At 60.8% G+C, this 25,584-nt stretch carries 19 protein-coding genes; 16 read left to right on the top strand and 3 right to left on the bottom strand.

Annotation, left to right across the window (positions count from 1 at the left end):
- Positions 1–118: 118 nt before the first annotated feature.
- The 3 genes from leuS to UB23_RS07745 form a co-directional block, all read right to left on the bottom strand.
- Entirely contained in the window at positions 119–2,560 is a 2,442-nt protein-coding gene (gene leuS, locus UB23_RS07755; RefSeq protein ID WP_045058761.1) for a leucine--tRNA ligase, read from the bottom strand.
- Between the two features lie 415 nt (positions 2,561–2,975).
- Complete coding sequence (locus UB23_RS07750) at positions 2,976–3,563, bottom strand: cupin domain-containing protein (RefSeq protein ID WP_045058760.1); 588 nt, start codon at positions 3,561–3,563, stop codon at positions 2,976–2,978.
- 49 nt (positions 3,564–3,612) lie between these two features.
- A complete protein-coding gene (locus tag UB23_RS07745) occupies positions 3,613–5,574 on the bottom strand; it encodes an oxidoreductase (protein WP_045058759.1) in 1,962 nt (653 codons plus the stop codon).
- A 277-nt stretch (positions 5,575–5,851) separates the two neighbouring features.
- Between UB23_RS07745 and UB23_RS07740 the strand changes: the two genes are divergently transcribed.
- The 16 genes from UB23_RS07740 to UB23_RS07665 all read left to right on the top strand — a co-directional run bounded on the left by UB23_RS07740 (position 5,852) and on the right by UB23_RS07665 (position 25,524).
- A complete protein-coding gene (locus UB23_RS07740; protein WP_045058758.1) occupies positions 5,852–7,132 on the top strand; it encodes an OprD family outer membrane porin in 1,281 nt (426 codons plus the stop codon).
- A gap of 40 nt (positions 7,133–7,172) precedes the next feature.
- Complete coding sequence (locus UB23_RS07735; RefSeq protein ID WP_045058757.1) at positions 7,173–8,471, top strand: Xaa-Pro dipeptidase; 1,299 nt, start codon at positions 7,173–7,175, stop codon at positions 8,469–8,471.
- A gap of 103 nt (positions 8,472–8,574) precedes the next feature.
- Positions 8,575–9,222 carry a TetR family transcriptional regulator C-terminal domain-containing protein gene (locus UB23_RS07730; RefSeq protein ID WP_045058756.1) on the top strand — a complete coding sequence of 216 codons (648 nt, stop codon included), beginning with the start codon at positions 8,575–8,577 and terminating at the stop codon, positions 9,220–9,222.
- Positions 9,223–9,314: 92 nt separating this feature from the next.
- A complete protein-coding gene (locus UB23_RS07725; RefSeq protein WP_045058755.1) occupies positions 9,315–10,031 on the top strand; it encodes a response regulator in 717 nt (238 codons plus the stop codon).
- A 5-nt stretch (positions 10,032–10,036) separates the two neighbouring features.
- On the top strand, positions 10,037–10,810 hold the full coding sequence (locus UB23_RS07720) for a substrate-binding periplasmic protein (RefSeq protein WP_045058754.1): 774 nt from the start codon (positions 10,037–10,039) through the stop codon (positions 10,808–10,810).
- Positions 10,807–13,065: a hybrid sensor histidine kinase/response regulator gene (locus UB23_RS07715; RefSeq protein WP_045058753.1), complete on the top strand. Its 2,259-nt coding sequence runs from the start codon at positions 10,807–10,809 to the stop codon at positions 13,063–13,065. The genes UB23_RS07720 and UB23_RS07715 overlap by 4 nt, the downstream gene beginning before the upstream one ends.
- A gap of 208 nt (positions 13,066–13,273) precedes the next feature.
- Complete coding sequence (locus UB23_RS07710) at positions 13,274–14,686, top strand: amino acid permease (RefSeq protein WP_045058752.1); 1,413 nt, start codon at positions 13,274–13,276, stop codon at positions 14,684–14,686.
- Between the two features lie 289 nt (positions 14,687–14,975).
- Positions 14,976–15,767: an enoyl-CoA hydratase/isomerase family protein gene (locus UB23_RS07705; protein ID WP_045058751.1), complete on the top strand. Its 792-nt coding sequence runs from the start codon at positions 14,976–14,978 to the stop codon at positions 15,765–15,767.
- A gap of 45 nt (positions 15,768–15,812) precedes the next feature.
- The gene (locus UB23_RS07700) at positions 15,813–16,973 is read left to right on the top strand and encodes an acyl-CoA dehydrogenase family protein (protein WP_045058750.1); all 1,161 of its coding nucleotides are present in this window, start codon (positions 15,813–15,815) and stop codon (positions 16,971–16,973) included.
- An 18-nt stretch (positions 16,974–16,991) separates the two neighbouring features.
- Positions 16,992–19,091 carry an acetate--CoA ligase family protein gene (locus UB23_RS07695; protein WP_045058749.1) on the top strand — a complete coding sequence of 700 codons (2,100 nt, stop codon included), beginning with the start codon at positions 16,992–16,994 and terminating at the stop codon, positions 19,089–19,091.
- A 10-nt stretch (positions 19,092–19,101) separates the two neighbouring features.
- Positions 19,102–20,709 carry a 5-guanidino-2-oxopentanoate decarboxylase gene (locus UB23_RS07690; RefSeq protein WP_045058802.1) on the top strand — a complete coding sequence of 536 codons (1,608 nt, stop codon included), beginning with the start codon at positions 19,102–19,104 and terminating at the stop codon, positions 20,707–20,709.
- 37 nt (positions 20,710–20,746) lie between these two features.
- A complete protein-coding gene (locus UB23_RS07685; RefSeq protein WP_045058748.1) occupies positions 20,747–21,937 on the top strand; it encodes a pyridoxal phosphate-dependent aminotransferase in 1,191 nt (396 codons plus the stop codon).
- Complete coding sequence (locus tag UB23_RS07680; RefSeq protein ID WP_045058747.1) at positions 21,930–23,342, top strand: aldehyde dehydrogenase family protein; 1,413 nt, start codon at positions 21,930–21,932, stop codon at positions 23,340–23,342. The genes UB23_RS07685 and UB23_RS07680 overlap by 8 nt, the downstream gene beginning before the upstream one ends.
- A gap of 34 nt (positions 23,343–23,376) precedes the next feature.
- Complete coding sequence (locus tag UB23_RS07675) at positions 23,377–24,081, top strand: NAD(P)H-dependent oxidoreductase (RefSeq protein WP_045058746.1); 705 nt, start codon at positions 23,377–23,379, stop codon at positions 24,079–24,081.
- 93 nt (positions 24,082–24,174) lie between these two features.
- The gene (locus tag UB23_RS07670) at positions 24,175–25,101 is read left to right on the top strand and encodes a LysR substrate-binding domain-containing protein (RefSeq protein WP_045058745.1); all 927 of its coding nucleotides are present in this window, start codon (positions 24,175–24,177) and stop codon (positions 25,099–25,101) included.
- 57 nt (positions 25,102–25,158) lie between these two features.
- Entirely contained in the window at positions 25,159–25,524 is a 366-nt protein-coding gene (locus UB23_RS07665) for a 5-carboxymethyl-2-hydroxymuconate Delta-isomerase (RefSeq protein ID WP_045058744.1), read from the top strand.
- Positions 25,525–25,584: the final 60 nt, after the last annotated feature.

Raw genomic sequence — 25,584 nt, 5'->3', positions numbered from 1 at the left:
AATGGGAGCGGATGATCGAGGTGTTACTGCCGGTGATAACCGTCAGTTTGTCGACGCGGTAAATCCGATACCGCGTACGTCACCTCAGCCTGAATATCAACTCCAGCTCGGCTCAAACCTAATGAGCGCAGAGAAAATTCACGACCTGATTCGGCACATAGATCACCTTGGTTACTACACGCCTTTCAAGGGCCTCGATGACTTTGCTCCGAGCCATATCGACGTCGACCAACTCCTCACCGGTCCCCTCCGAAAGATCATCCACATACTTGCCGTTAATGTAGATTCGTGTCGCCTTCACCGGGCGCACTCGAGCTTGGGGCCATGGTGCAGAGTCAATAGTGTCGTAGCCCAACTGCTCCCAGATCTCAGAACAGACGTGCGGAGCAAAGGGGAACAGGGCCTTCACAAAGTCAGCGCCAATTCGTTCGAAAAAATAGTCCTTATGCTTCTCAGCCTGATTCATGAATTCCATAAACGCGGCAATCGCCGTATTGAAATTCAAGGTCACAAAGGATGCATTGACTTTGGCCAGGGTTTTTCCCCACAGCGTCTCCAGCGGATGCTGATCCGAAGCCGTCGATTCGTTACGCGGAGCGCCGCACTGAAGGCCATCGGCAAAAATACTCAGCACCCTGTTGATGAAACGCTCACAGCCCTTGATCCCTTTGATGTCCCACTTCTTGTTCTGTCCGAGCGGCCCGATAAACATCATGTAAATCCGGAAGGTGTCGACGCCGTACTCACGAATGATGTCGTCTGGAACGACCACGTTCAAAAGGGATTTCGACATTTTGGTATTGAAGACTTGCAACTCGTGGTCGCTATTCTTTAACCAATACTTGCCTGCCCGATACTCTGCTTCATCCACGGCCACGATTCGACCGGTTCCATCCTTGAAGGCATCAGCCGTCACCAATCCCTGGTTATAGAGCGTCTTGAAGGGCTCATCAAAATTCACTAGCCCCACATCGAACAGCACCTTGTGCCAGAATCTGGCGTAGAGCAGATGCATGGTCGCATGGGCCGCACCGCCCACATAAAGATCGACCTGTTGCCAATACTCCATACTTTGCGCTGAGAACGGTTCAGCTTCGTTATGCGGGTCCATGAACCGCAGGAAGTACCAACACGACCCGGCCCAACCAGGCATGGTGTCCGTGACCCGATAGAGCGGATTTCCTGTCGAATCATTGCAGTTCACCCAATCTTGAGCCCGTTGCAGTGGGCTCGCTCCGTCAGCACCTGGACAGAAGTTCTCAACTACCGGCAACTCGACTGGCAGTTCGCTAGCGCTGGCTGCGATTACGTTACCGCTGTCGTCCCGAAATAGCGGAAAGGGTTCGCCCCAGTACCTTTGCCGAGAGAACAGCCAATCACGCATCCGGTAACGAACCCTGCGCACAGCCCAATGATTATTTATGAGCTCAGCTTCAATCCGCCCACGCGCCTCGCTTCTGGACAGGCCGCTAAAGCTCTCGGAGTTTTTGAGGGAGGGCGGTGTATCGGTCTCATCGAGCACGGACAAGTGAGGTAAGCCGAAACGCTGGCACAAAGCTGCTGCTTTGGGATCAGTTTCGGGAACAGAGAATACCGCTTGCTCTCTTCCATCGAACGCGAGGTAGTTGACGACATAAAGAGGAAGCGATGCACCCGTCAGTGGATGACATACGTGGCGACGTAGATACAAGTCGTCCACTGCAATCTTCGGGTCCTGCAAGGTGGCAATTCTGGCGCAGAGGTCGCTGTCATGGCAGAGTTCTTTTACATAAGGGTGTTCAGTACACAGCAAGACGGCGTTACTGCCATACAGAGTCTCGGCTTCAGAGGTAAACACAGTTAAGGGGATGGCCGCGTCTTCTCGTATCAGGAGATCAATATCGATACCCTCTGCGCGTCCGATCCATTCACGCTGCATTTTTTTGACCGATTCGGGCCAATCGAGTCGATCCAAGTCGGCCAACAAGCGTTCAGCATAGTCGGTGATCTTTACAACCCACTGCGTTAGCGGCTTTTTAGCGCAGGGGTAATCACCGCGTTCAGAGCGGCCGTCGATGACTTCTTCATTCGCGAGAACGGTTTGAAGTGACTCGCACCACCAGACATTTTCCTCTTTCTCATACACCAATCCGCGTTCGTACAATTTCAGGAAAAGAAATTGTGTCCATTTATAGTATTTAGTGTCAGAGGTGTCGATTTCCCGGCCCCAGTCGTAACTTAAGCCCATCAGCATCAGTTGTCGCTTGAAGTTCTGGCAGTTGATCTTGGTAACGTCGGCGGGGTGAACGCCTGTTTTTATGGCGAATTGTTCTGCCGGTAGACCGAACGCATCCCAGCCCATGGGATGCAATACGTTGAATCCATCCATTCTTTTTTTGCGGGCAATTATGTCAGTTCCTATATAGCCAACGGCGTGGCCAACATGTAAACCGTTACCCGAGGGGTACGGGAACATGTCCAGCACATAATAAGGAGGTTTGTTGCTCATATTGTCAGCGGCAAATAAATTCTTCTCTGCCCATCGCTGCTGCCACTTGTTTCTAAACTGATCGTTATCCATGATCGACTCACGCTCTTCCAAAAGCTCTATGGATTCATCCCGTACAGATGAACGTCTCTGCGTTAAGTTGAGGAGCTTCTATGAACTCCACATACCCACTAAGCATTTAGCTCATCTCGCCTCTATCTGATAGATGCGGCTTTTAGCTGCTACAACGACAGCTACATTAATAACCTGCTCGCTGGATCGGCGCATGCCTAAATATGTAACGCAGTGTAATCTTTCGGCAGGCTCGCCTTTCTGACGCCATCATTAAGATCTCGTAGGGCTCTCGCAGATCTTAGGCGTTAAATTACCGTCCGCCAGTAGCTCGAAAAAATCAGGAATTGACTGTAGGAAAAACTCCCCGGCCTCCATTCAAAAAAAAGCCCCAAAGCTAATCAAACTTCGAGGCCTCTTCATCTCAAACATCCCATCAAAACGTTGGCGGCGTAATCACCCAAATCACCACCGCATCCACCTCTCCGGGATTGCCATACCGATGCGGCTCCTGACTCGAGAAGCTGAAACTGTCTCCCTCGCTCAGCAGAAAATGCCGTTGCCCAACCCACAACTCAAAACGCCCCGACAGCAGATACCCGGCTTCTTCCCCCTCATGGCTGTAACTCTGCTGGCTATAAGTGCCAGGCGGAAACCGTGAGTGCAGCATCTCCAGTTGCCTATTCGGCTGCGGGGTCAGCAGTTGGTCGACGATTCCATCCTCGTAATGCACGCTCATCCGCGTGTTCTTGCGCACCACCACTCCGTGGTCTTCGGGGGCGGTGGCGGCTTCGCTGGCGAAGAACCACTGGATGGTCACGCCCAGGCTGCGGGCGATGTTGAAGAGGGCGGGGATGGAAGGGTAGGCGAGGTTGCGTTCGAGTTGGCTGATGTAGCCAGCGGTCAGCTCGCTCATGTTCGCCAGCTCGGCCAGGGTCATGCCCCGGCGTTTGCGCAGGCCGCGGATTCGGGTGCCGAGAAAACTGGGCTCTGGTGCGGCGCTGTCTTTACTGCCGTTGCTCATGCGTACTCCAGGCCGGGGTTTGGGGGAAAACCCCGGAGTATAAACAGGCTCAAAGCGCCCAGGCGACTTTCAAACCTTCGTAGATGGCCTCTTCGGCAGTGCGCGGCGCCAGGCAGTCACCGATCCGGCGAAACTCCACCAGGCCTTGCAGTTCTGCGCCCAGGGTGTCGACCGGTTGATGACCCTGGCAGAGCACCAGGGTGTCGATATTTTCCAGCAACATCGGCTCGCTGCTCGCGGTGTGTTGCAGGTAGACGGTGCTGTCATCGCAGCCGTAGAGGCGGGCGTAGGGGGTGATGGGGATACCCAGTTTGTGCAGTTCGCCGGCCAGTTGGTCGCGCACGTACAGCGGCAGGTTTTCCCCGCAATGGGTGCCGTTGACTGCCAGGTGCACCTGATGCCCGGCGCGCACCAGGCGCTCGGCGATGCCGGGGCCGATCCAGTCGCAGCGCCAGTCCACCACGACCACCGAACGACCTATCTGTACTTCATTACGCAGCACTTGCCAGGCGTCCACCACCTGCAGTTCGCCGCCACGCTCGAAGGTTGGCCAATAGGGCTCGGCGCCAGTGGCGATGATCACCAGGTCGGGGCGCTCGCGCTCCACCAGGGCGCGGTCGACCCGAGTGTTGCGCACCACCCGTACACCCGCCAGTTCCATCTCCCGCTGCAGGTTGGTGCTGGCCCCACCGAACTCGCTGCGTCGCGGTAACAGCTGCGCCAGCAGCACCTGGCCGCCGAGTTGCGCGGCCGCTTCATAGAGGGTGACCTCGTGCCCGCGCTGGGCCGCTACCGCAGCGGCTTTCATGCCGGCCGGCCCGCCGCCGGCAATCATGATGCGCTTGCGTTGGCCGGTAGGTTGCCGGTTGCCGAAGATCAACTCGCGCCCGGTCTCCGGGTGCTGGATGCAGGAGATCGGCAAGCCTTTGTGGAAGTGGCCGATGCACGCCTGGTTGCAGGCGATGCAGGCGCGCACGTCTTCTACACGGCCGCTGTCGGTTTTGTTGGGCATTTGCGGGTCGCATATCAGCGCGCGGGTCATGCCGCAGACGTCGGCCTGACCCCGGGCCAGGATCAGCTCCGCTTCCTGGGGCTGGTTGATGCGCCCGGTGACGAACAGCGGGATGGACAGACCGGCCTTGAAGGTTCCGGCTTCCCTGGCCAGATAGGCCGCTTCGATCGCCATGGGCGGCACGATGTGCACGGCACCGCCCAGGGATGCAGAAGTACCGGCGACGATGTGCACGTAATCCAGGCTGGTTTGCAATGCCTGCACGGCGAGCAGCGATTCGTCCTCGGTGAGTCCTTCCGGGTCGCGCTCGTCTGCGGAAATGCGCAGGCCGATGATGAAGTTTTCATCGGTACTGGCCCGCACAGCAGCGATGATTTCCCGCAGCAAGCGCAGGCGCTGTTCCAGCTCGCCGTTGTAGCCATCGGTGCGGCGATTGACTCGCGGGTTGATGAACTGCGCCGGCAGATAACCGTGACTGGCGACCACCTCCACGCCGTCGATCCCGGCTTGAAACAGGCGCCGCGCCGCTGCCGCGTACCCGGCGACAATCTCGTCGATCATGGCTTGATCCATTGCCCGTGGCATCACCCGAAACCGCTCGTTGGGCACCGCCGAAGCTGAATAGGCCACCGCCAGCAGGCCGTCGCTGGACTCCATGATTTCCCGCCCAGGGTGGAAGATCTGCGACAGCACCACCGTCCCGTGCGCATGGCAGGTTTGCGCGAGCTTGCGGTAGCCCTCAATGCAGGCGTCATCGGTGGCCATCAACACGTGCGAGGTGTAACGCGCGCTGTCGTGCACACCCGCCACCTGCAGCACGATCAGCCCGGCCCCCCCTGCCGCGCGCGCCTGGTGGTAAGCGATCAGTTGATCATTGACCAGGTTGTCGGTGGGCATCGAAGTGTCATGTCCGCTGGACATGATGCGGTTTTTCAGGCGTTTGCCGCGTAGCAGCAGGGGTTCGAACAGGTGCGCGAAAGCGGGGGACGAGGTGCTCATGGTGGGGCTACTCCAGGCGGCCTGAAGCCGAAAGGGCCGGTTTTCGGCATTATTATTTTTCTATAAGAATTTACCTTCAGTAAAAAATCAATAGTTTTGTTTACTGGATGTCGACTGGAAGCAGATGTAATGCCGATGTTACAAATCCGTTACTTCGATTGCGCAAGGCGAGCAATTCTCAACATATAAATTCTATTAATGGCAATGACAGGGTGCCTACCATTGGCCGGTACAGGCATTTGCAGAAAACAATAATAATCAAACTCTGAGGCCTACAATGAAGCTGCGTTCACTATTGGGTGTGGTTGTTCTGTCGGCATCTGGAAGTTATGTAAAAGTGCAGGCAGAAGATGTGGGCGAAGGATTGGTCGAGGGTGGCTCGGCAACTATTACCGCTCGCAATATGTATTTTAATCGTAACTCACTCTCGCATTATCCCGATGCCCGTGGTTGGGGGCAGGGTTTCCAGATGGATTACCAGTCCGGATTTACTCAAGGTGACGTCGGCCTTGGGCTGGATGCAAGTGCCTATACTGCCTACAAGCTGGATGGCGGTCGCGGTACGGTTGGCACGGGAATGTTTCCCGCTGAGGGGGATCGCGAAAGAACCGAGTCTGCGACACTCAACGCTTCGGTAAAGATGAAGTGGTCTAGCACTGTCATAAAGTATGGCGATCTGCGCCCATACAATCCGGTATTTGCGACTCCCGATTTACGCCTGATGCCGATGACCACCCGTGGCATACAACTGTTGAGTGATGATATCGACAAAGTCAGTATCGATATCGGGCATTTCCATTCCACCAGAGGTTATACCAGTACAGGTCACGACGGTGGCTTCATGGCGGGTTACGCCGGGGTGGACAGCGGCGATGTCGATTATGCAGGCTTCACCTACACGCCAGTAGAGCAGGGCGGCGTCGGCTTCTACGTGTCCCGGGCGCAGGACTTGTGGCGCCAGTACTATGTCAATGGCAACTATAGCTTTGTCCTGACTGCGGAACAGACTCTCGGCGTTGACTTCAACCTCTATCGATCACTGGATCAGGGCCAGGCCAATGCCGGCGATATCAATGTCAGCGCCTGGTCGTTGGCGACGGCCTATGCCAATGGCCCGCATACGCTGACGCTGTCTTATCAAAAGATCCATGGAGGTCAGCCATTTGATTATCTGATGGCTTCCGATGGGACTTACATGGACTCGATCTATCTGGCCAACTCTTCGCAATACGGGGACTTCAATGGCCCTGGCGAACAGTCAGTCGGCCTGGCCTATGAATATGATTTTGGTTCTACGGGTGTTTTACATACCACGCTGGGCTTCAAGTATATCTATGGATTTGATATCGATAATGAGCAAGTTGATCCGGACGGGTTGTACGCTTACTTCGCTCATGCGGATAAGCAGATAGAGCGAGACGTCGATATTAAAACCGTTGTTGAAGCGGGCCCGCTGAAAGATTTGTCGGTTCGGGTGCGTTACGCCGAACATGCCTTTACCGGTGACAGTGTTAAACAACTACGGATCATCACTCAATACCCGATCAATATTTTTTGATATGCGTTCATCCTTCCAATAACAATAAAAGAGGTATCCCATGAAGCTCTCGAGTATCGCGTTGGCCGTAACCCTCTCGTCGCTGTCGTTGTCCGCAATGGCCGACACGGTCTACATCCATGCCGGTCGCCTGGTGGACGTGGAGCGCGGCAAGGTGCTGACGGACCAGCGCATCAAGGTCGATGGCGAGCGCATCGTGGCCGTTGAGCCCTGGAGTGCACCGCCGGCTGACAGCACCGTTATCGACTGGTCGGGCAAGACTGTGCTGCCGGGCCTGATCGACATGCACACGCATATCGCCGACTGGGACATGACCAACAACGTTGCCGAACCCCTGCTGCATTCTGCCCAGGACTACGCGCTGCTGGGCGCCAAACATGCCTATCAGACCTTGCGCGCAGGGTTCACCACGGTCCACGACGTGGGGACCTACCGCGCGTTTACCGACGTCTCGCTACGTGATGCGATCAACGCCAATCAGGTGCTGGGGCCGCGGATGAATGTAGTCGGCGCTTATCTCTCAGTAGCGGGTGGCGGCGGTGAGGTGACGGGCCTGGCACCGGGCATCACGGTGCCGGACGATATGCGGGTGGGCGTCTATCGCGATACCAATGACGCAAAACTCAAGACCCGGTACCTGTTCCAGCACGGCGTCGACACCATCAAGATGGTCGGTACGGGCGCCGTATTGGCCGAAGGCACCGAGCCTGGCCAGATGGAAATGACCGAGGACGAAATGCGCGCGGTAGTGCAGGAGGCCAAGGTGCACAAGAGCTATGCGACCGTGCACGCCCATGGCGCCGACGGCATCAAGGCGGCTATCCGCGCCGGCGCAAAATCCGTGGAGCATGCCTCGCTGCTGGACGATGAAGGCATCAAGCTGGCCAAGGACAACGGCACTTATCTGGTCATGGATATCTACAACGGAGACTTCATCGACAAGATCGGGCGCGAGGAAAAGTGGCCGGAAAGTTACCTGCGCAAAAATACCGAAACCACCGAAGTACAGCGTGAAGGTTTCCGCAAGGCGGTCAAGGCCGGTGTAAAAATCGCCTATGGCACCGATGCCGGGATTTACCCGCACGGCAAAAACGCCCGGCAGTTCGCCTACATGGTCAAGTACGGAATGACCCCAATGCAGGCGATTCAGTCCGCCACCGTGGTCGCCGCAGACCTGCTCAATTGGCAGCAGGACGTAGGCGCTGTCAGTGTCGGTCGCTTTGCCGACATGATCGCGGTCGAGGGTGATCCGCTGGCTGACATTGCGATCCTGGAGAAAACCCCGGTGGTCATGAAGGGCGGCGCGATTGTTCCGCCTGACGTGCTGCCGGGTATGTAAAGCAGCGCGACGTCTGGAGTCGGCGAGGGCAGTTGCTGTACAGTCGTTCAGCTCTTGAATGGCTCGTACAGGGCTCAACCCTCGCCTCCAGGAAGGTCGTGCAATGACTCAGGAAGTCCGATTCTCCAGAATGGCGCCGGAACTGCGCAAAACCAATCTCATCGAGGCCACGCTCGTGTGCCTGCAGCGCCATGGCTTCCAGGGCGCGTCGATCCGCAAGATTTCCGCCGAGGCCGGTGTATCGGTCGGGCTGATCAGTCATCACTATTCCGGCAAGGACGAGCTGGTCGCCGAAGCCTATCTGGCGGTGACCGGCCGCGTCATGGCACTGCTTCGCGCGGCCATGGAACAGGCCGCGCCCAATGCCCGTGAACGTTTGTCGGCGTTTTTTCGCGGCTCGTTTTCCGCCGAACTGCTCGACCCGCAACTGCTTGATGCCTGGCTGGCGTTCTGGGGCGCGGTCAAGACGGCAGAGGCGATCAACCTCGCCCACGAACAGTCCTATGGCGAGTACCGGGCCATCCTGCGCAAGGTGCTCAACGAACTGGCGGAGGAGGAGGGCTGGCAACAATTCGATTGCGACCTGGCTGCCATCAGCCTCAGCGCCTTGCTCGACGGCTTGTGGCTGGAATCGGGTCTCAACCCCGGCACCTTCACGCCGGAGCAGGGCATGCAGATCTGCGAAGCCTGGGTCGACGGTTTGCAGGCCGGTGGTCGGCAGCGATTCACTTTGCAGACGACGGGCTGTTGATCGATCGTTCAGTAGTGGCTACTCTCTGCCTCCAGTGGTAACCACAACTCTAATAAGAAACACGCCTTCGGGCATACGCGGGACACCTAGCGATGACTCCTCGGGTATTGATCGTCGACGACGATCCGTTGATTCGCGAACTGCTGCAGGCCTACCTGTCCCAGGAAGGTTATGAAGTGCATTGCGCCGCCACTGCTGAGTTGGCCGAGACCTTCCTGGCGAGCCAGAGCGTCGACCTGGTGATGCTCGATATCCGCCTGCCGGGCAAGGATGGCCTGACCCTGACCCGGGAGCTGCGGGTGCGTTCGGAGGTCGGGATCATCCTGATCACCGGGCGCAACGATGAAATCGATCGCATCGTCGGCCTTGAGTGCGGCGCCGATGACTATGTGATCAAGCCGCTTAATCCGCGGGAACTGGTGTCCAGGGCGAAGAACCTGATTCGCCGGGTGCGCCACGCCCACACGCCGCATCCTGTTGCTGCGGTTGCCCGCCCGGTCAAGCAATTCGCCGCCTGGGCGCTGGACACTGATCGCCGGCGGTTGATCGACCACAGCGGCAGTGAAACCCTGCTGACCCATGGCGAGTACCAGTTGCTCAGCGTGTTCCTGCGCAACAGCGGGCACACCTTGAGCCGGGATCAATTGATGGACCAGATCCGCAACCGCGAATGGGTGCCCAACGATCGCTCCATCGATGTGCTGGTGGGACGCTTGCGGCGCAAGTTGCATGACGACCCGGCCGAGCCTGAACTGATCATCACCATCCACGGTGCCGGCTATCTGTTTACCGCCAGTGTCGCGGCCTGAGCGGCATGTGGCGCCGGATCTGGTTGTTGTTGATGCTGGCATCCACCGGGGTGACGGCTGCGCAAAAAATTCGCTATTGCGATTACCCGGTCTACCCGCCGATCTCCTGGAGCGACGGCAAACAGATACGCGGGCTCGCTCCCGGCGTGGTTAAAAAACTGTTCGGGCAATTGGGCTACGAGGTCGAGCTCGTCGAGCTGGATAACTGGAATCGCTGCGTGCTGGATGCCGTTGAAGGTCGGGTGGATGTGGTGCTGGCCTATCGCACTGCAGAGCGTGAGCAGGCCCTGGCTTTTTCGACGGTGCCGGTACTGCGCGAGGAAGTCGCGGTGTTCATCAATCGCCGGCACCCGGTAACAATAGATCGGCTGGAGGACCTGGCGCACTACCGTGGTGGTTTCCTGTTCGGAGAAAGTTATGGCGAGACGTTCGACCGCTTTGTCGACCAGCACCAGAACATCGAACGGGTGTCTGATAGCCAGCAGAACTTTGGCAAGTTGATCCGCGGCCGCATCGACTTCGTCGTCTCCGAGCGGCGCACCGGGCAAATGCGCGTCGATACCCTGCCGGGCACCCAGGACATCGTGGCCCTGGCCGATTCCTTTGGTGTGGATTACCTGCGAGTGGCCGTGTCGCGGCGTTCGCCCCTGGCCAGTCGCATGGTCGATATCAATGCGCAGTTGCAGCACATGGTCGATTCGGGCGAGATCGACCGCTTGCTTCACGAGAGTGAGGTCATCTATCGCGACACGCTCCAGCAACCGGCGGATCGACCATGATCCGGGCCCGGCCCGGCGGCCTGTTGCGGCGCCTGCTGCTGTTTATCCTGTTCTTCAGCCTGTGTTTTACGGTGCTGGCGAGCAGCGTGCAGCTGTACTTTGAGTATCGACGCGAGATGCGCGAAATCGACTCGCGCATGGAGCTGATTCGCGCCGGCTATCTGGCCAGCCTGGAGCGCAGTCTGTGGGACCTGAACCAGGATCAGCTCAACGTGCAGTTGCGCGGCCTGGTGGACTTTTCCGACGTGGCGCGCGTGCGCCTGATCAGCCCTGATTTCGATCTGCTGCAAGGCACTGCCGAGCCGGTCGGGCCGCTGCGAATAGAACGTTTTGCCCTCGACTACCAGCCGCCATCGGGGGCGGTGCGTCATTTGGGGCAACTGGAGGTCACCACCGACCTGGGGGCGGTGCATGAGCGCCTGTACACCACCGGGCTGACCAGCCTGCTGTGGATGAGTGTGTTTCTGTGCGGCCTGGCGGTGGTGCTGTCGGGGTTGTTTTATCGCCTGGTTACTCGCCACCTGCAAGTCATGGCCGAGTTTGCCCGGCGCATCGCTGCGGGCGATTCCCACGAGCCGTTACGCCTGGACAAGCGTCGCCGTGCGGACGAAGACGAAGACGAAATCGACACCGTGGCCCATGCTCTGGACGACATGCGCCGGGCCATTCTCAGTGACATCGACCGCCGCGAAAGCGATCGGCTGGCGTTGCAGGATAACCGTGACGAACTGCTGCGAATGGTCGAGCGGCGCACCGCCAGCCTGATGCGCGCCAAGGATGAAGCGGAAGCGGCCAACCTCGCCAAGTCGCGTTTCCTTGCCACCATGAGCCATGAGTTGCGCACCCCGCTCAACGGCATCCTCGGCATGGCCGAACTGCTGCGCGATGCGCCGCTGGACGCACTCGGCGGCAAGCGGCTGGATGCGCTGTACAAAGCCGGCGAAGGGTTGCTGTCGATCCTCAATGAAGTGCTGTATTTCGCCCGGCTGGAGGAGGGCGCCAGCCATCCGGAGGCAGTGGAATTCTCGCTGCGGCAATTGCTTGATGAGGTAATGACACTGCTCGAACCCCGCGCGCTGGGCAACGACACGATCCTGCAATGCTACATCGACCCACGGGTAGCGCAGCGGCATCACGGCGCCGAACAATTCCTGCGCCAGGTGCTGAGCAACCTGCTGGCCAACGCCATCAAATTTACCGAGGGCGGGCAGGTCAAGGTGGAGGTAGCGCTGTTGCCTGGCGCCCCTGGACAACGGCTGCGCGTCAGCGTTACCGACGACGGCATCGGCATCGCGCCGGCGATGCAGCAGAAGATTTTTGAGCGCTTCACCCAGGCCAGTGAAGAGGTGGCGCAGCGCTTCGGCGGCACCGGCTTGGGGCTGGCGATCAGCAGGCATCTGGTGGAGCAATTGGGCGGGCGTATCGGCGTGGACAGCGAGGTCGGGCGCGGCAGTTGTTTCTGGTTCGAACTGGCGCTGCAACCGGCCAACGGCGTGGCACCCGTTGCGGCAGACAGTGTTGCAGGGCAGGCTTTGCGCATTCTGGTGGTCGAGGACGTGGCGCTCAACCGCGAGGTGGTCGAGGGCCTTTTGCTGCGCGACGGGCATCAGGTCTGGCTAGCCGAGGACGCCGAGCAGGCATTGGTTCAATGTGCCGCGCAGTCGTTTGATCTGATCTTGCTCGACGTGCACCTGCCCGGCATCAGCGGCGTCGAGCTGTGTAAACGGCTGCGCGACACTCCGGGACCGAATCGCCACAGCCGCCTGTTTGCCCTGACCGCCAGTGTGCAGCCGGCCCTGGTTCGCGGTTACCTGGATGCCGGCATGGACGGCATCCTCGCCAAGCCCCTGAAACTCGACACTCTGCGCCAGGCGCTGGCTGACCAGGCCCCCGTAGCCACTTCGCCACTCGATGACGCGGCCATGGATTGGCCGCTGCTGGAGACACACCGTACTTTGCTCGGTGAACAGAAACTCCTGGGATTGTTGAAGGTGTTGCGCGACTCGATTCAACAGCATAGCCATGCACTCGCCGAAGCGATCACGGCAGACGACTGCACCGAGGTCGCGCACCTGGCCCACCGCCTGGCTGGCAGCAGCGACTCCCTGGGATTTCGCGCGTTGGCCAACGTCCTGCGCGCATTGGAGCAAGCGGCAATGATCAACGATGAGGCGGCGTTACGCGGGTTGGCGCCACAGGTGCACGAGCAGCTGCGGTGCTCGCGACAGACCCTGGCAGACCTGTTGCAGGCCTGACGTACAAGTTTGTTACGACTTTTTACATCTTTGATCCTCAGGTTCAACTCGAACTTACATGCCTTTCCAATAATCGACGCAACCGCCACAGCGCGGTCTTCGAAGCTTATTGGAGATAATAATAATGAACTGCCGTAAAGCTCATCCTTTCCCGCGCCATGACGTCCTGTCAGCCGCCGCGCACCGCGCCGACTGCTGAGGTGCCGACATGAGCGAATCAATCGACCGCCAAGGTATCCACCTGACCCGCGCCCTGAAAAGCCGGCACATTTTCATGTTGTCCCTGGGAGGTGTGATCGGCACCGGGCTGTTCATGGGCTCCGGCGTGACTATCAACCAGGGCGGCCCGGTCGGGGCGATCCTGTGCTACCTGGTCGCCGGCTTCCTGATGTACCTGGTGATGGTCTGCCTCGGTGAACTGTCTGTGCAAATGCCGGTGTCCGGCTCGTTCCAGACTCACGCCACCAAATTCATCGGGCCCGGCACCGGCTTCATGATCGGCTGGGTCTACTGGATGAGCTGGGCCACCACCGTGGGGCTGGAATTCACCGCAGCGGGCATGTTGATGGAACGCTGGTTCCCGACCGTGCCGATCTGGTACTGGTCAGCCTTGTTCGTCGCGGTACTGTTCGGCCTTAACGCCCTGGCGACCCGTGCGTTCGGCGAAGCGGAATACTGGTTTTCCGGGATCAAGGTTGCTGCGATTCTGGGGTTCATCGTGGTCGGCGTGCTGGTGATCTTCGGCGCCATCCCGCTGACCAGTGGCGAGCCGGCGCCGATGATGACCAACCTGATTGGCGACTCACTGTTCCCCAACGGCCTGTCAGCTGTGTTCGCAGTGATGATGACCGTGGTGTACGCGTTCCAGGGTTGCGAAATCATGGGCGTGGCGGCTGGCGAAACCGATCAACCGGAGAAAAGCATTCCCCGTGCGGTTCGCAACGTGGTGTTTCGCGTATTGATCTTCTACGTGCTGGCGATCGTGGTGCTCTCGGCCATCGTGCCCTGGCAGCAGGCCGGACTGATGGAGAGTCCGTTCGTGCAGGTGTTCGATATGGTCGCTATTCCCTACGCTGCCGACCTGATGAACTTCGTGATCCTGACGGCGATTTTGTCGGTGGGCAACTCCGGGCTGTATGCCTCGACGCGCATCTTGTGGGCAATGTCCAAGACCGGCATGGCCCCGAAAAGCCTCTCGCCATTGAGCAAGCGCGGCGTGCCGTTGCGGGCGTTGAGCATCACCCTGTGCTTTGCGCTGGTGTCGCTGATGACCAGTTTTGTCGCCGCCGATACTTTGTTCATGGTGTTGATGGCGGTGAGCGGCATGTCGGGCACGGTGACCTGGATTGTCATTGCCCTGGCGCAGTACAAGTTCCGCAAGGCCTACCTGCGTGAGGGCGGCAAACTGAGCGATCTTAAATACCGTGCGCCCTGGTTTCCGCTGATTCCGCTGACGTGCATTGTGTTGTGCTGTTCGTTGTTTGTATTCCTGGCACTGGACGAGACGCAACGGCCTTCACTGTATTGGGGCGGTGGCTTTATCGCGCTGTGTTACAGCGCTTACTTCCTGATTTATCGCAAGCGTCAGGGGGTGTTGGCGCCGAGCTTGCCGTCTGTTTGATGGCTTGAGGCGGACAAAGAACGCGACGGGTGACCGTCGCGTTTTTTTGTTTCAAGGCTGCGAACACGGTCATTCTCGCTGTAATGGGTAGGGGCATGTGCCCAGTTGTTCAAAGTTGTAACAAGCGCAGCCTTCTAGCCCGTTAAATAATCAATAAATCTATATATATCAATTAGATAATAAGAATTTAGCTCGATCTAGCCACCAATTGCCGCCTTACTGAACACTCGTTTAGTATGGCCTCAGTCGCATCACCTCATTCCAATCAAGAATAATCCGAGGCCCCGCAATGACTACTCAACCTTCACTGCTCAGCCAGGTCGAAGCAGGCGTTGCCTGGATCACCCTCAACCGCACGGCTCAGCGCAACGCCCTTGACATCCCGACCCTGAAAAACCTGCACGCCCTGCTGGACGAATTCAACGCCGACCCGGCCGTTCGCGTTGTCGTGCTCACCGGCAGCGGCCGCAGCTTCTGCGCCGGGGCGGACCTCGCGGAGTGGGCCGAAGCCGAAGCCCGTGGCGATCTGGAAACCTATGGCTGGACCCAAACCGCCCACGCCCTGATGAGCCGTCTGTACAGCCTGGAAAAACCCACCATCGCCGCCATCAACGGCACTGCTGTCGGCGCCGGCATGGACCTGACCTTGTGCTGTGACCTGCGCCTGGCCGCGCAGTCGGCGCGGTTCAAGGCTGGCTACACCAGCATGGCGTACTCCCCGGACGCCGGTGCCAGCTGGCACTTGCCCAGGTTGATCGGCACCGAACAAGCCAAGCGCCTGCTGTTCCTCGATGAACTGTGGGGCGCAGACCGGGCCCTGGCCACCGGGCTGGTAGGCGAAGTGTGCGCCGATGAACAACTGCTCGACGTCGCCGGCGAACTGGCAACGCGCCTGGCCAACGGCCCGACCTTCGCTTTCGCCCAGACCAAGAAACTGATGCGCGAAGGCGCCCAGCGCGACCTGCCGCAGCAACTGCAAGCCGAACTGGCGGCCGGCCTGCTGTGTGGTCGCAGTGAAGACGGCGCAGAAGCCTTGCGGGCTTCCGTGGAAAAACGCCCGGCACGTTTCGTCGGCAAATAAGCCTGCACCACCCTCATACCCCGTGAACGAACAACAGGTAGCACCATGAATTTCCAACTGACCCAAGAACAAGAAATGTTGGTGGAAGCGGTACGCAGCTTTGTCGCCAAGGAACTGCTGCCCCACGAGGAAGCTGTCGACCGTGCAGACGAAGTCTCCCCTGAGTTGGCGGCAGAGATTCGCGGCAAAGCCATCGCCGCCGGTTTCTATGCTTTCAATATGCCGGAGGAGGTCGGTGGTGGCGGGCTCGACTACCTGTCCCAGGCGCTGATAGAGCGTGAGCTGTCGAAGGTTTCGTGGGCGCTGCACGTGTTCGTCGCACGGCCTTCGAAGATCCTCATGGCCTGTACGGGCAGCCAGATCGGCGACTACCTGCTGCCTTGCATCCAGGGCGAGAAAATCGACTGCTTCGCCCTGACCGAACCCGGTGCCGGGTCCGACGCCAATGCGATCAAGACCCGCGCCGTGCGCGACGGTGAAGACTTCATCCTGAACGGCAGCAAGCACTTCATCAGCCACGCCGGGCACGCCGATTTCGCCATAGTCTTTGCGGTTACCGACACCTATGAACACAACGGCCGCAAGCGCAACGCCGTGACCTCGTTCCTGGTGGATCGCGACACCCCGGGCATGACCATTCGCCGTGGCCCCAAGTGCGTGAGCAACCGTGGTTACCACACCTTCGAAATGTTCTTTGACGACTGCCGGGTGCCGGCGAACAAAGTGCTCGGCGAAGTCGGCAAGGGTTGGGAAGTGGCCAACGCCTGGCTTACGGCCGGCCGGGTGATGGTCGCCGCCAACTGCGTCGGCCAGGCCCAGCGCGCACTCGACGTATCGCTGCAATGGGCGGCGGATCGCAAGCAGTTCGGCCAGCCGATCGGCACGTATCAGGGCATCTCGTTCAAGCTTGCCGATATGGCCACGCAGATCCGCGCGGCGGAACTGCTGACCTTGCATACCGCGTGGAAAATGGACCAGGGCACCATGACCGATGGCGAAGCCGGCATGGCAAAACTGTTCGCCAGCGAAGTGCTCGGACGCACCGCCGATGAGGCGGTGCAGATATTCGGCGGCATGGGCCTGATGGATGAAGGACCGGTGGAGCGCATCTGGCGTAACGCGCGGATCGAGCGCATCTGGGAAGGCACCTCGGAAATCCAGCGGCACATCATTTCCCGTGAACTGCTGCGGCCGCTGTTGCGCTGATCGTCCTGGAGAATTGCCATGTCGCAGACTATTCGTGACAACCTCAAGCGCCTGCTTGCCCCACGCCATTTGGCATTCGTCGGCGGTCGCAGCATGGCCCGTGCGCTCCAGCGCTGTGCCGAAGGCGGCTACCAGGGGCAGATGTGGCTGGTGAACCCGCAACATGAAAGCCTCGAAGGTGTGCCCTGTGTGCGCAGCATTGCCGAGCTGCCCTGTGGCCCGGACGCGGTGTTCATCGCGACCAATCGTGAGCTGACCCTCACCGCCGTGGCGCAGTTGGCCGCGAAGGACGCGGGTGGCGCGATATGCTACGCCTCCGGGTTCGCCGAGACCGGGGCGCAAGGCCAGGCCTTGCAGCAACAGCTGCTGCAGGCAGCCGGCCAGATGGCCTTGCTCGGTCCCAATTGCTACGGCCTGCTCGACTACTTGCACAGCTCGGCCCTGTGGCCGGTGGCTCATGGCGGCAAGCCAGTGGAGAAGGGCGTCGCCGTGCTGACCCAGAGCGGCAACTTCGCCTACAACCTGTCCATGAGCGACCGTTCACTGCCGGTGGCCTACATGGCATCGGTGGGTAACCAGGCGCAACTGGGCGTCGCCGAATTGATGGACGTATTACTCGATGAGCCGCGGGTCACGGCCATCGGCCTGCACCTTGAAGGGCTGAAGAACGTGCCGGGTTTCGCCCGCGCCGCGCACAAGGCGCTCGAAAAGGGCATTCCGATCATCGCGCTGAAAACCGGCGTGTCGCAGATCGGTGCCGAACTGGCCCTCAGTCACACCAGTTCGCTGTCGGGTTCCGATGCGCTCTACGACAGCCTGTTTGCACGCTTGGGCGTCATCCGGGTCAGCGGGCCGGTGAGCTTCGTCGAAACCCTCAAGGCCGCCGCTTGCGGAAAACTCCCCGCGGGCGACAGCCTGATCGCCCTGGCCTGTTCCGGTGGTGACGCTGGCCTGATTGCCGACTACGCCGAACGCAATGACCTGACGTTGCCCAAGCTCGACGACACCCAGCGTGAAGAACTCGCGCAGGTGCTGCCCAGCTACGCCAACCTGGTCAACCCACTGGATTTCACCACTGCGATCTGGGGTGACGGCGAAGCCTTGAACCGTATGCTCGACAGCGCCCTGCGGACCGAGGCCGACGCGGCCATGCTGGTGCTCGATTATCCGGCGGAATCGACCGGTGAACGCAAGGAATGCGACCTGCTGCTTGAGCTTTATTGCGCCGCGCTGGTGCGTCACGGCAAGACCGGTTTTGTTACCTCGGCGTTCCCCGAGCTGCTGCCGGCCAGCGCCCGCGAGCGCCTGCATGCCCAGGACGTGGCGGCGCTGCAAGGGGTCGAAGATGGCCTGGCCGCCTGGGGCCGCATTGCCGGTTATCAGCGTAATCGCCAGGCACTGCTGGCGCTCGGCGAGTCGGCACTGGTACCGCTGTGCCCTCGAGCTTTGACGGGTGAAGGTCGCCTGCTCAACGAGTGGGATTCGAAACAGGCGTTGCGCGCATTTGGCCTGCCGACGCCCAACGGTGTGCTGAGCACGCCGGCGAATGCACTGGTCGATGCCAATGGGTTGGGTTACCCGCTGGTGCTCAAAGCCGTCAGTGCACAACTGCCCCACAAAACCGAGGCCGGTGCGGTCGCGCTCAATCTGAAGGACGCCGCCGCCCTGAGCGCCGCGTTGCAAAAAATGCACGCGAGCATCGCCGATTACGCTCCGCACGTGCCCTTCGATCAGGTGCTGCTGGAACCCATGGCCACGCCGCCCCTGGCTGAACTGATCGTCGGCATCAAGCGCGAAAATGACTTTGGCCTCGCGTTGGTTATCGGCGCCGGGGGCATTTTGGTGGAGCTGCTCAAGGACAGTCGCAGCCTGCTGCTGCCGACCACCGATGGCGCCATTCGCCGCGCGGTGCTGAGCCTGCGCAGCGCCGGTTTGCTGCAAGGTTTTCGCGGCCGTGAAGCGGCCGACCTGGACGCGCTGGTGGCGGCGATCCGCGCCGTGGCGGACTACGCCTGCGAAAACGCCGACGCCCTGCTGGAACTCGATGTGAACCCATTGTTGGTCGGCGCCCACGGCACGACTGCGGTCGATGCGTTGATTCGCCTCGGCCACGAGTGAGGATATGAACATGCAAACCAAGACATTGACCGGTGGCCAGGCCCTGGTGCGACTGCTGGCCAACTACGGCGTCGACACCGTGTTCGGCATTCCCGGCGTGCATACGCTGGAGCTGTATCGGGGCCTGCCGGGCAGCGGCATTCGCCATGTGCTGACCCGGCACGAACAGGGTGCCAGCTTCATGGCTGACGGTTATGCCCGGGTCAGCGGCAAACCGGGCGTGTGCTTCATCATCACCGGGCCGGGCGTGACCAACGCGGCGACCGGCATCGGCCAGGCGTACGCCGACTCGATTCCGATGTTGGTGATCTCCAGCGTCAACCACACGGCCAGCCTCGGCAAGGGCTGGGGCTGTCTGCACGAAACCCAGGATCAGCGCGCCATGACTGCGCCGATTACCGCGTTCTCGGCGGTGGCGTTGAGTGCCGAGGACCTGCCCGAATTGATCGCCCGCGCCTATGCCGTGTTCGACAGCGAACGCCCGCGCCCGGTACACATTTCGGTACCGCTGGACGTGCTGGCGGCGCCAGTGAATCGCGACTGGAGCAACGACGTGGTACGGCGTCCGGGACGCGGACCGGCCTCGAACACGGCCATGGAACACGCCGCGACCAAGCTGCAAAACGCCAAGCGACCGATGATCATTGCCGGTGGCGGCGCCCTGCACGCGACGCAGGAGCTGCAAACCATCAGCACCCGACTGGCCGCGCCGCTGTTCACCAGCGTCGCCGGCAAAGGGCTGTTGCCACCGGATGATCCGCTCAACGCCGGTTCGAGCCTGTGCGTCGAGCCCGGCTGGAACCTGATCGCCGAAGCCGACGTGGTGTTGGCGGTCGGTACCGAAATGGCCGACACCGATTTCTGGCGCGAGCGCTTGCCGTTGACCGCCGAACTGCTGCGGGTGGACATCGATCCGCGAAAATTCAACGACTTCTATCCCTGTGCGGTGGCCCTGCAAGGCGACGCGCAACAGACGCTCGCCGGCCTGCTGGAGCGTCTGCCCGCCACCGTCCGTGATGCCAACGCAGCAATCGCCAGCGTCGCGAAACTGCGTGATGCGGTGAAGAACAGCCACGGCCCGTTGCAGTCGATTCACCAGGGCATTCTTGAGCGCATTGCCGCCGAGCTGCCGGACAACGCCTTCATCAGCACCGACATGACCCAGTTGGCCTACACCGGCAACTACGCCTTCAACAGCCGCGCCCCGCGCAGCTGGTTGCACCCAACCGGCTACGGCACCTTGGGTTACGGCCTGCCGGCCGGCATCGGCGCCAAGTTTGGCGCGCCCAATCGGCCGGGGCTGGTGCTGGTCGGCGACGGTGGTTTCCTCTACACCGCGCAGGAACTGGCGACGGCGGTCGAGGAACTGGACAGCCCGCTGGTCGTGTTGCTGTGGAACAACGATGCCCTGGGGCAGATCCGCGACGACATGCTGGGCCTGGACATCGAACCCATCGGCGTGTTGCCGCGCAATCCGGATTTCGCCGCCCTCGGGCGCGCGTTCGGCTGCACCGTCACCCAGCCGCAAAGCCTGGCCGAGTTGCAGACCGATCTGCGCCATGGCTTCAAGCGTAACGGCGTCACCCTGATCGAGCTCAAGCATGCCTGCGCGCATTGATTTTCATTTTTTTGGGCTTTTTTAAAAGGAGCAGGCCATGCGTTTTTCCGATCTGACCCAACGAATCGCCGGTGACGGCGCCGCTGCCTGGGACATCCATTACCGCGCGCTGGCGCTGCAGGAACAGGGCGAAGACATTCTGCTGTTGTCCGTGGGCGATCCGGATTTCGACACCCCGGTGCCGATTGTCCAGGCGGCCATCGACAGCCTGCTTAATGGCAACACTCACTACGCCGACGTGCGCGGCAAACGCACCCTGCGCGAAGCCATTGCCAGGCGGCACCAGCAACGCAGCGGCCAGGCGGTGTCGGCCGACCAGGTCACGGTGCTTGCCGGTGCCCAGTGCGCGCTGTTTTGCGTGGCCCAGTGCGTGCTCAATCCAGGCGATGAAGTGATAGTCGCCGAGCCGATGTACGTGACCTACGAAGCGGTGTTCGGGGCCTGCGGTGCGGTGGTGATCCCGGTGCCGGTGCGGCCCGAGAATGGCTTCCGGGTATTACCCGAAGACGTTGCGGCGCGCATCAGCCCGCGGACTCGCGCGCTGGCGCTGAACAGTCCGCACAATCCATCTGGCGCCAGCCTGCCGCGCACCACCTGGCAGGCACTGGCCGGGCTGTGCATCGACCATGACCTGTGGTTGATTTCCGATGAGGTCTACAGCGAATTGCTGTTCGAGGGCGAGCACGTCAGCCCGGCCAGTTTGCCGGGCATGGCCGAGCGCACCGCGACGCTCAACAGCCTGTCGAAATCCCACGCCATGACCGGCTGGCGAGTCGGCTGGACGGTGGCGCCGCCGGCGTTGGCGCAGCACCTGGAAAACCTTGCGCTGTGCATGTTGTATGGCTCCCCCGAATTCATTCAGGACGCTGCCGTGGTGGCGCTGCAAAGCAACCTGCCGGAGTTGCAGGCCATGCGCGATGCCTATCGCCAGCGACGCGATTTAGTCTGCGCCAGCCTTGCCGACTGCCCCGGCGTGCGCCCCCTGATGCCCGATGGCGGGATGTTCGTGATGGTCGACATACGTGAAACCGGGCTCAGCGCCCAGGCATTCGCCGACCGTCTGCTCGACCGCCATGGCGTCTCGGTCCTGGCCGGTGAAGCCTTCGGCCCCAGTGCCGCCGGGCATATACGCCTGGGCCTGGTGGTGGGGGCAGAACACCTGAGTGACGCCTGCCAGCGCATCGCCCGCTGCGCCAGTGAACTGATGGAGACCCGACACTATGCATGATTACACAGCGCTGTTTATCGATGGCCGCTGGCAGGCGCCGTCAGGGCAGGGCGTCGCCCAGGTGATCAACCCGGCGACCGAGACCGCCGCGGGTTCAGTGCCGCTGGGCGATGAACGGGATGTCGACAACGCGATAGCCGCAGCTCGGCGTGCCTTCGGTTCATGGTCTTGCACACCTTCAAGCGTGCGCGCCGGCTACATCCGCGCGCTGGCCGGGCAACTGCGCGAGCGTGCCGACGAAATGGCCGCAGTGATCACCGCGGAACTGGGCATGCCGGTGCAGTGGTGCCGTGCGGTCCAGGTGGACGGGCCCATCGAGGGGCTTGAGCAATACATCGAACTGGCCGGCCTGATGGATGAAGTCCGCGAGGTCGGCAACTCATGGGTGGTGCGCGAGGCGGTGGGCGTTTGCGCGTTCATCAACCCTTGGAACTACCCGCTGCATCAGTTGATCGGCAAACTGGCACCGGCGCTGGCAGCCGGGTGCACCGTGGTGGTCAAGCCGAGCCAGGAAACACCGCTGCATGCGTTCTTCCTGGCGCAGATGATCGAGGAAATCGGCTTGCCTGCGGGGGTGTTCAACCTGGTCAGCGGGCCGGGTGCGAAAGTCGGAGAAGCGCTGGCCAGGCATCCGGACGTGGACATGGTGTCGTTCACTGGCTCCACCGGCGCTGGCGTTCGTGTGGCCCAGGCGGCGGCGCCGTCGGTCAAGCGCGTGTGCCTGGAACTGGGCGGCAAGTCGCCGCTGCTGATCGCCGAGGATGCCGACCTGGCCGCAGCGGTGCGCTATGGCGTTCAGGACGTGATGATCAACTCTGGCCAGACTTGCACTGCACTGACCCGCATGCTGCTGCCGGCGAGCCGTTACGCCGAGGCTGTGGAAATCGCCATCGCCGAGGCCCAAAGCTTGCGCATGGGGGATCCGCTGGACCCGCAGAGCTTCCTTGGGCCGATGTGTTCTGCGGCCCAGCGGCGCACCGTGCGCGACTACATCCAGATCGGCCAGCAGGAAGGCGCACGGCTGGTGCTCGGTGGCGAGACTGACGAATTCGAGCGCGGGTTCTACGTCAGTCCGACGCTGTTCGCTGACGTCGACAACCGCATGCGCATCGCCCAGGAAGAAATCTTCGGGCCGGTGCTGTGCCTGATTCCGTACGCCGATGAAGCGCAGGCGATCCAAATGGCCAACGACTCGCCTTTCGGCCTGTCCAGCGGCGTCTGGACCGGCAACCGGGAGCGGGCCCTGGGGTTGGCGCGGCAGCTGCGTGCCGGGCAGTGTTTTCTGAACGGCGCGGCGTTCAACTATCAGGCGCCATTCGGTGGCTACAAACAGTCAGGCAATGGTCGTGAATGGGGGGAGGAAGGACTTAACGAATTCGTCGAAGTGAAGGCGATCCAGGTATGACTCCCCCCAACGTGCCAGCATTCAAGGAATACCCATGAAAGTATTGATCGTTCACGCCCATCCCGAACCCAACTCGTTCACCGCAGCCCTGCGTGACCAGGCTGTCGCGACACTCCAGGCCCAGGGGCACGAGGTCAAGGTCAGCGATCTGTACGCGATGAACTGGAACCCGGTGGCCAGCGCCGATGATTTTTCCTCGCGGGACAATCCCGACTACCTGGTGTACGCCCTGGAGCAACGCCTGGGCGTCAAGAGCCAGTCCCTGGCGCCGGATATCCAGCAGGAACTCGACAAACTGCTGTGGGCTGACCTGCTGATCCTCAACTTCCCGATTTTCTGGTTCTCCGCACCGGCCATGCTCAAGGGCTGGATCGATCGGGTGCTGGTGTCCGGCGTGTGTTATGGCGGCAAGCGTTTTTACGACCAGGGCGGTTTGAGCGGCAAGAAGGCGCTGGTGACAGTCACCCTCGGCGGGCGCGAGCACATGTTCGGCGAGGGCGCGATTCACGGTCCGCTGCAAGACATGCTGCGTCCTATCCTGCGCGGCACCCTGGCCTACGTCGGCTTCGACGTGCTGCAACCCTTTGTCGCCTGGCACGTGCCTTACATCAGCGACGAGGCCCGCAAGGGTCTCCTGCACGATTACCAGCAGCGCCTGGAGCACCTGAGCGACGAGCAACCACTGACGTTCCCGCGCCTGGCGCAGTTCGATGAGGCCCTTTATCCGCTACCCGTGTGAGTGCAAGTCACGCCGCTGGCGTTCATGCCGATGGACGCCAGGCCCCAGGTCTTTCTACACTGCCCGCAGTTCAGGGGGACAAGGGGGCAATGGATGAATCGCAATGAGCTACGCAAGGCCGACATCAACCTGATGGTGGTGTTCGAGACATTGATGCTCGAACGCAACGTCACGCGGGTTGCCGAGAAGCTGTTTCTCGGTCAACCGACCATCAGTTCGGCGCTCAACCGCCTGCGCACGATGTTCAACGACCCATTGTTCATTCGGGTCGGCCATCGCATGGAACCCACCGCACGCGCCGAAGAGTTGATCAAGTATCTTTCGCCGGCCCTGGATTCGCTGTCGATCGCCCTGAGCCTGACCCACGATTTCGATCCCGCAGTGAGCACCATGACCTTCCGCATCGGCCTGTCGGATGACGTCGAATTCGGCCTGCTGCCGCCGCTGTTGCGGGCCCTGCGCCAGGAAGCGCCGAAAGTGGTGTTCGTGGTGCAGCATGTCGACTACTGGCGCATTCCCGACTTGCTGGCGTCTGGCGACATCACTGTCGGCATCAGCCAGACCCGCGGCCTGCCGGCCAACGCCAAGCGCAAATTGCTGCGGCACATCCAGCCCAGCATCCTGCGCGCCGATGCGTCCGACACCCCGCTGACCCTGGACGAATACTGCGCGCGTCCCCACGTGCTGGTGTCCCACACCGCCAACGTCAGCGGCTACGCCGATGAATGGCTGGCAGAGATCGGCCGCACCCGCCAGGTCGTGCTGTCCGTGCCGCAATACAGCTCCTTGCCCGCGCTGTTGGCCGGCACCGACCTGATCGCCAGCCTGCCGGACTACGCGGCCGAAGCCATGGCCGCGTCCGGTGCACTGTTCAAAGAGCCATTCCCGTTCAAGACTCCGACCCTCGACCTGTCGATGGTCTGGCTCAGCCACGTCGACACCGACCCGGCCGAACGCTGGCTGCGCAAACGCCTGGAAACCTTCATGAGCGCGACCGATCTTATGCCCCCAGCGCCGTGAGCCCGTAAACTCTGTGCTATACGTACGACCCTCCCGCCACTCCAAAGAGCATTCGACATGCCCCACCTGCACATGGAATACACCGCCAACCTGCCAGGCCTGAACGCCGACGTCGCCTTGATCCGGCTGAACAACACCTTGGTGGGCTCCGGCCAGTTCGCTGCCGAATTCGACATCAAAAGCCGCGCGATCAAAGTCGAGACCTTCAAGGTCGGTACCGCCATGGCCGAGCGTGGGTTTGTGCATGTGAAGCTGGCGCTGCTCAGCGGGAGATCGCCGCAGATCAAGAAGCAACTGTCGGAGAGCCTGTTGGCGGTGGTGCAGGATTTGTGTGAATGGCCGGTGGGGGTGGACGTGCAGTTGTGCGTGGAGATTCTGGATATTGATCGGGAGTCTTATGCGAAGACGGCGGTTGGGCACTGATTGGGTTGGAGCTGTCAGCCAGTTATCTTCACTTGGGATTGGAACAGGCTCACCCATCAC

Origin of the sequence: Pseudomonas sp. ES3-33 (genome assembly GCF_000952175.1) — a bacterium.
GTDB lineage: Bacteria > Pseudomonadota > Gammaproteobacteria > Pseudomonadales > Pseudomonadaceae > Aquipseudomonas > Aquipseudomonas gregormendelii.
The sequence above is the reverse complement of the archived record's forward strand: the minus strand, read 5'-3'. Positions and strand labels throughout refer to the sequence as shown.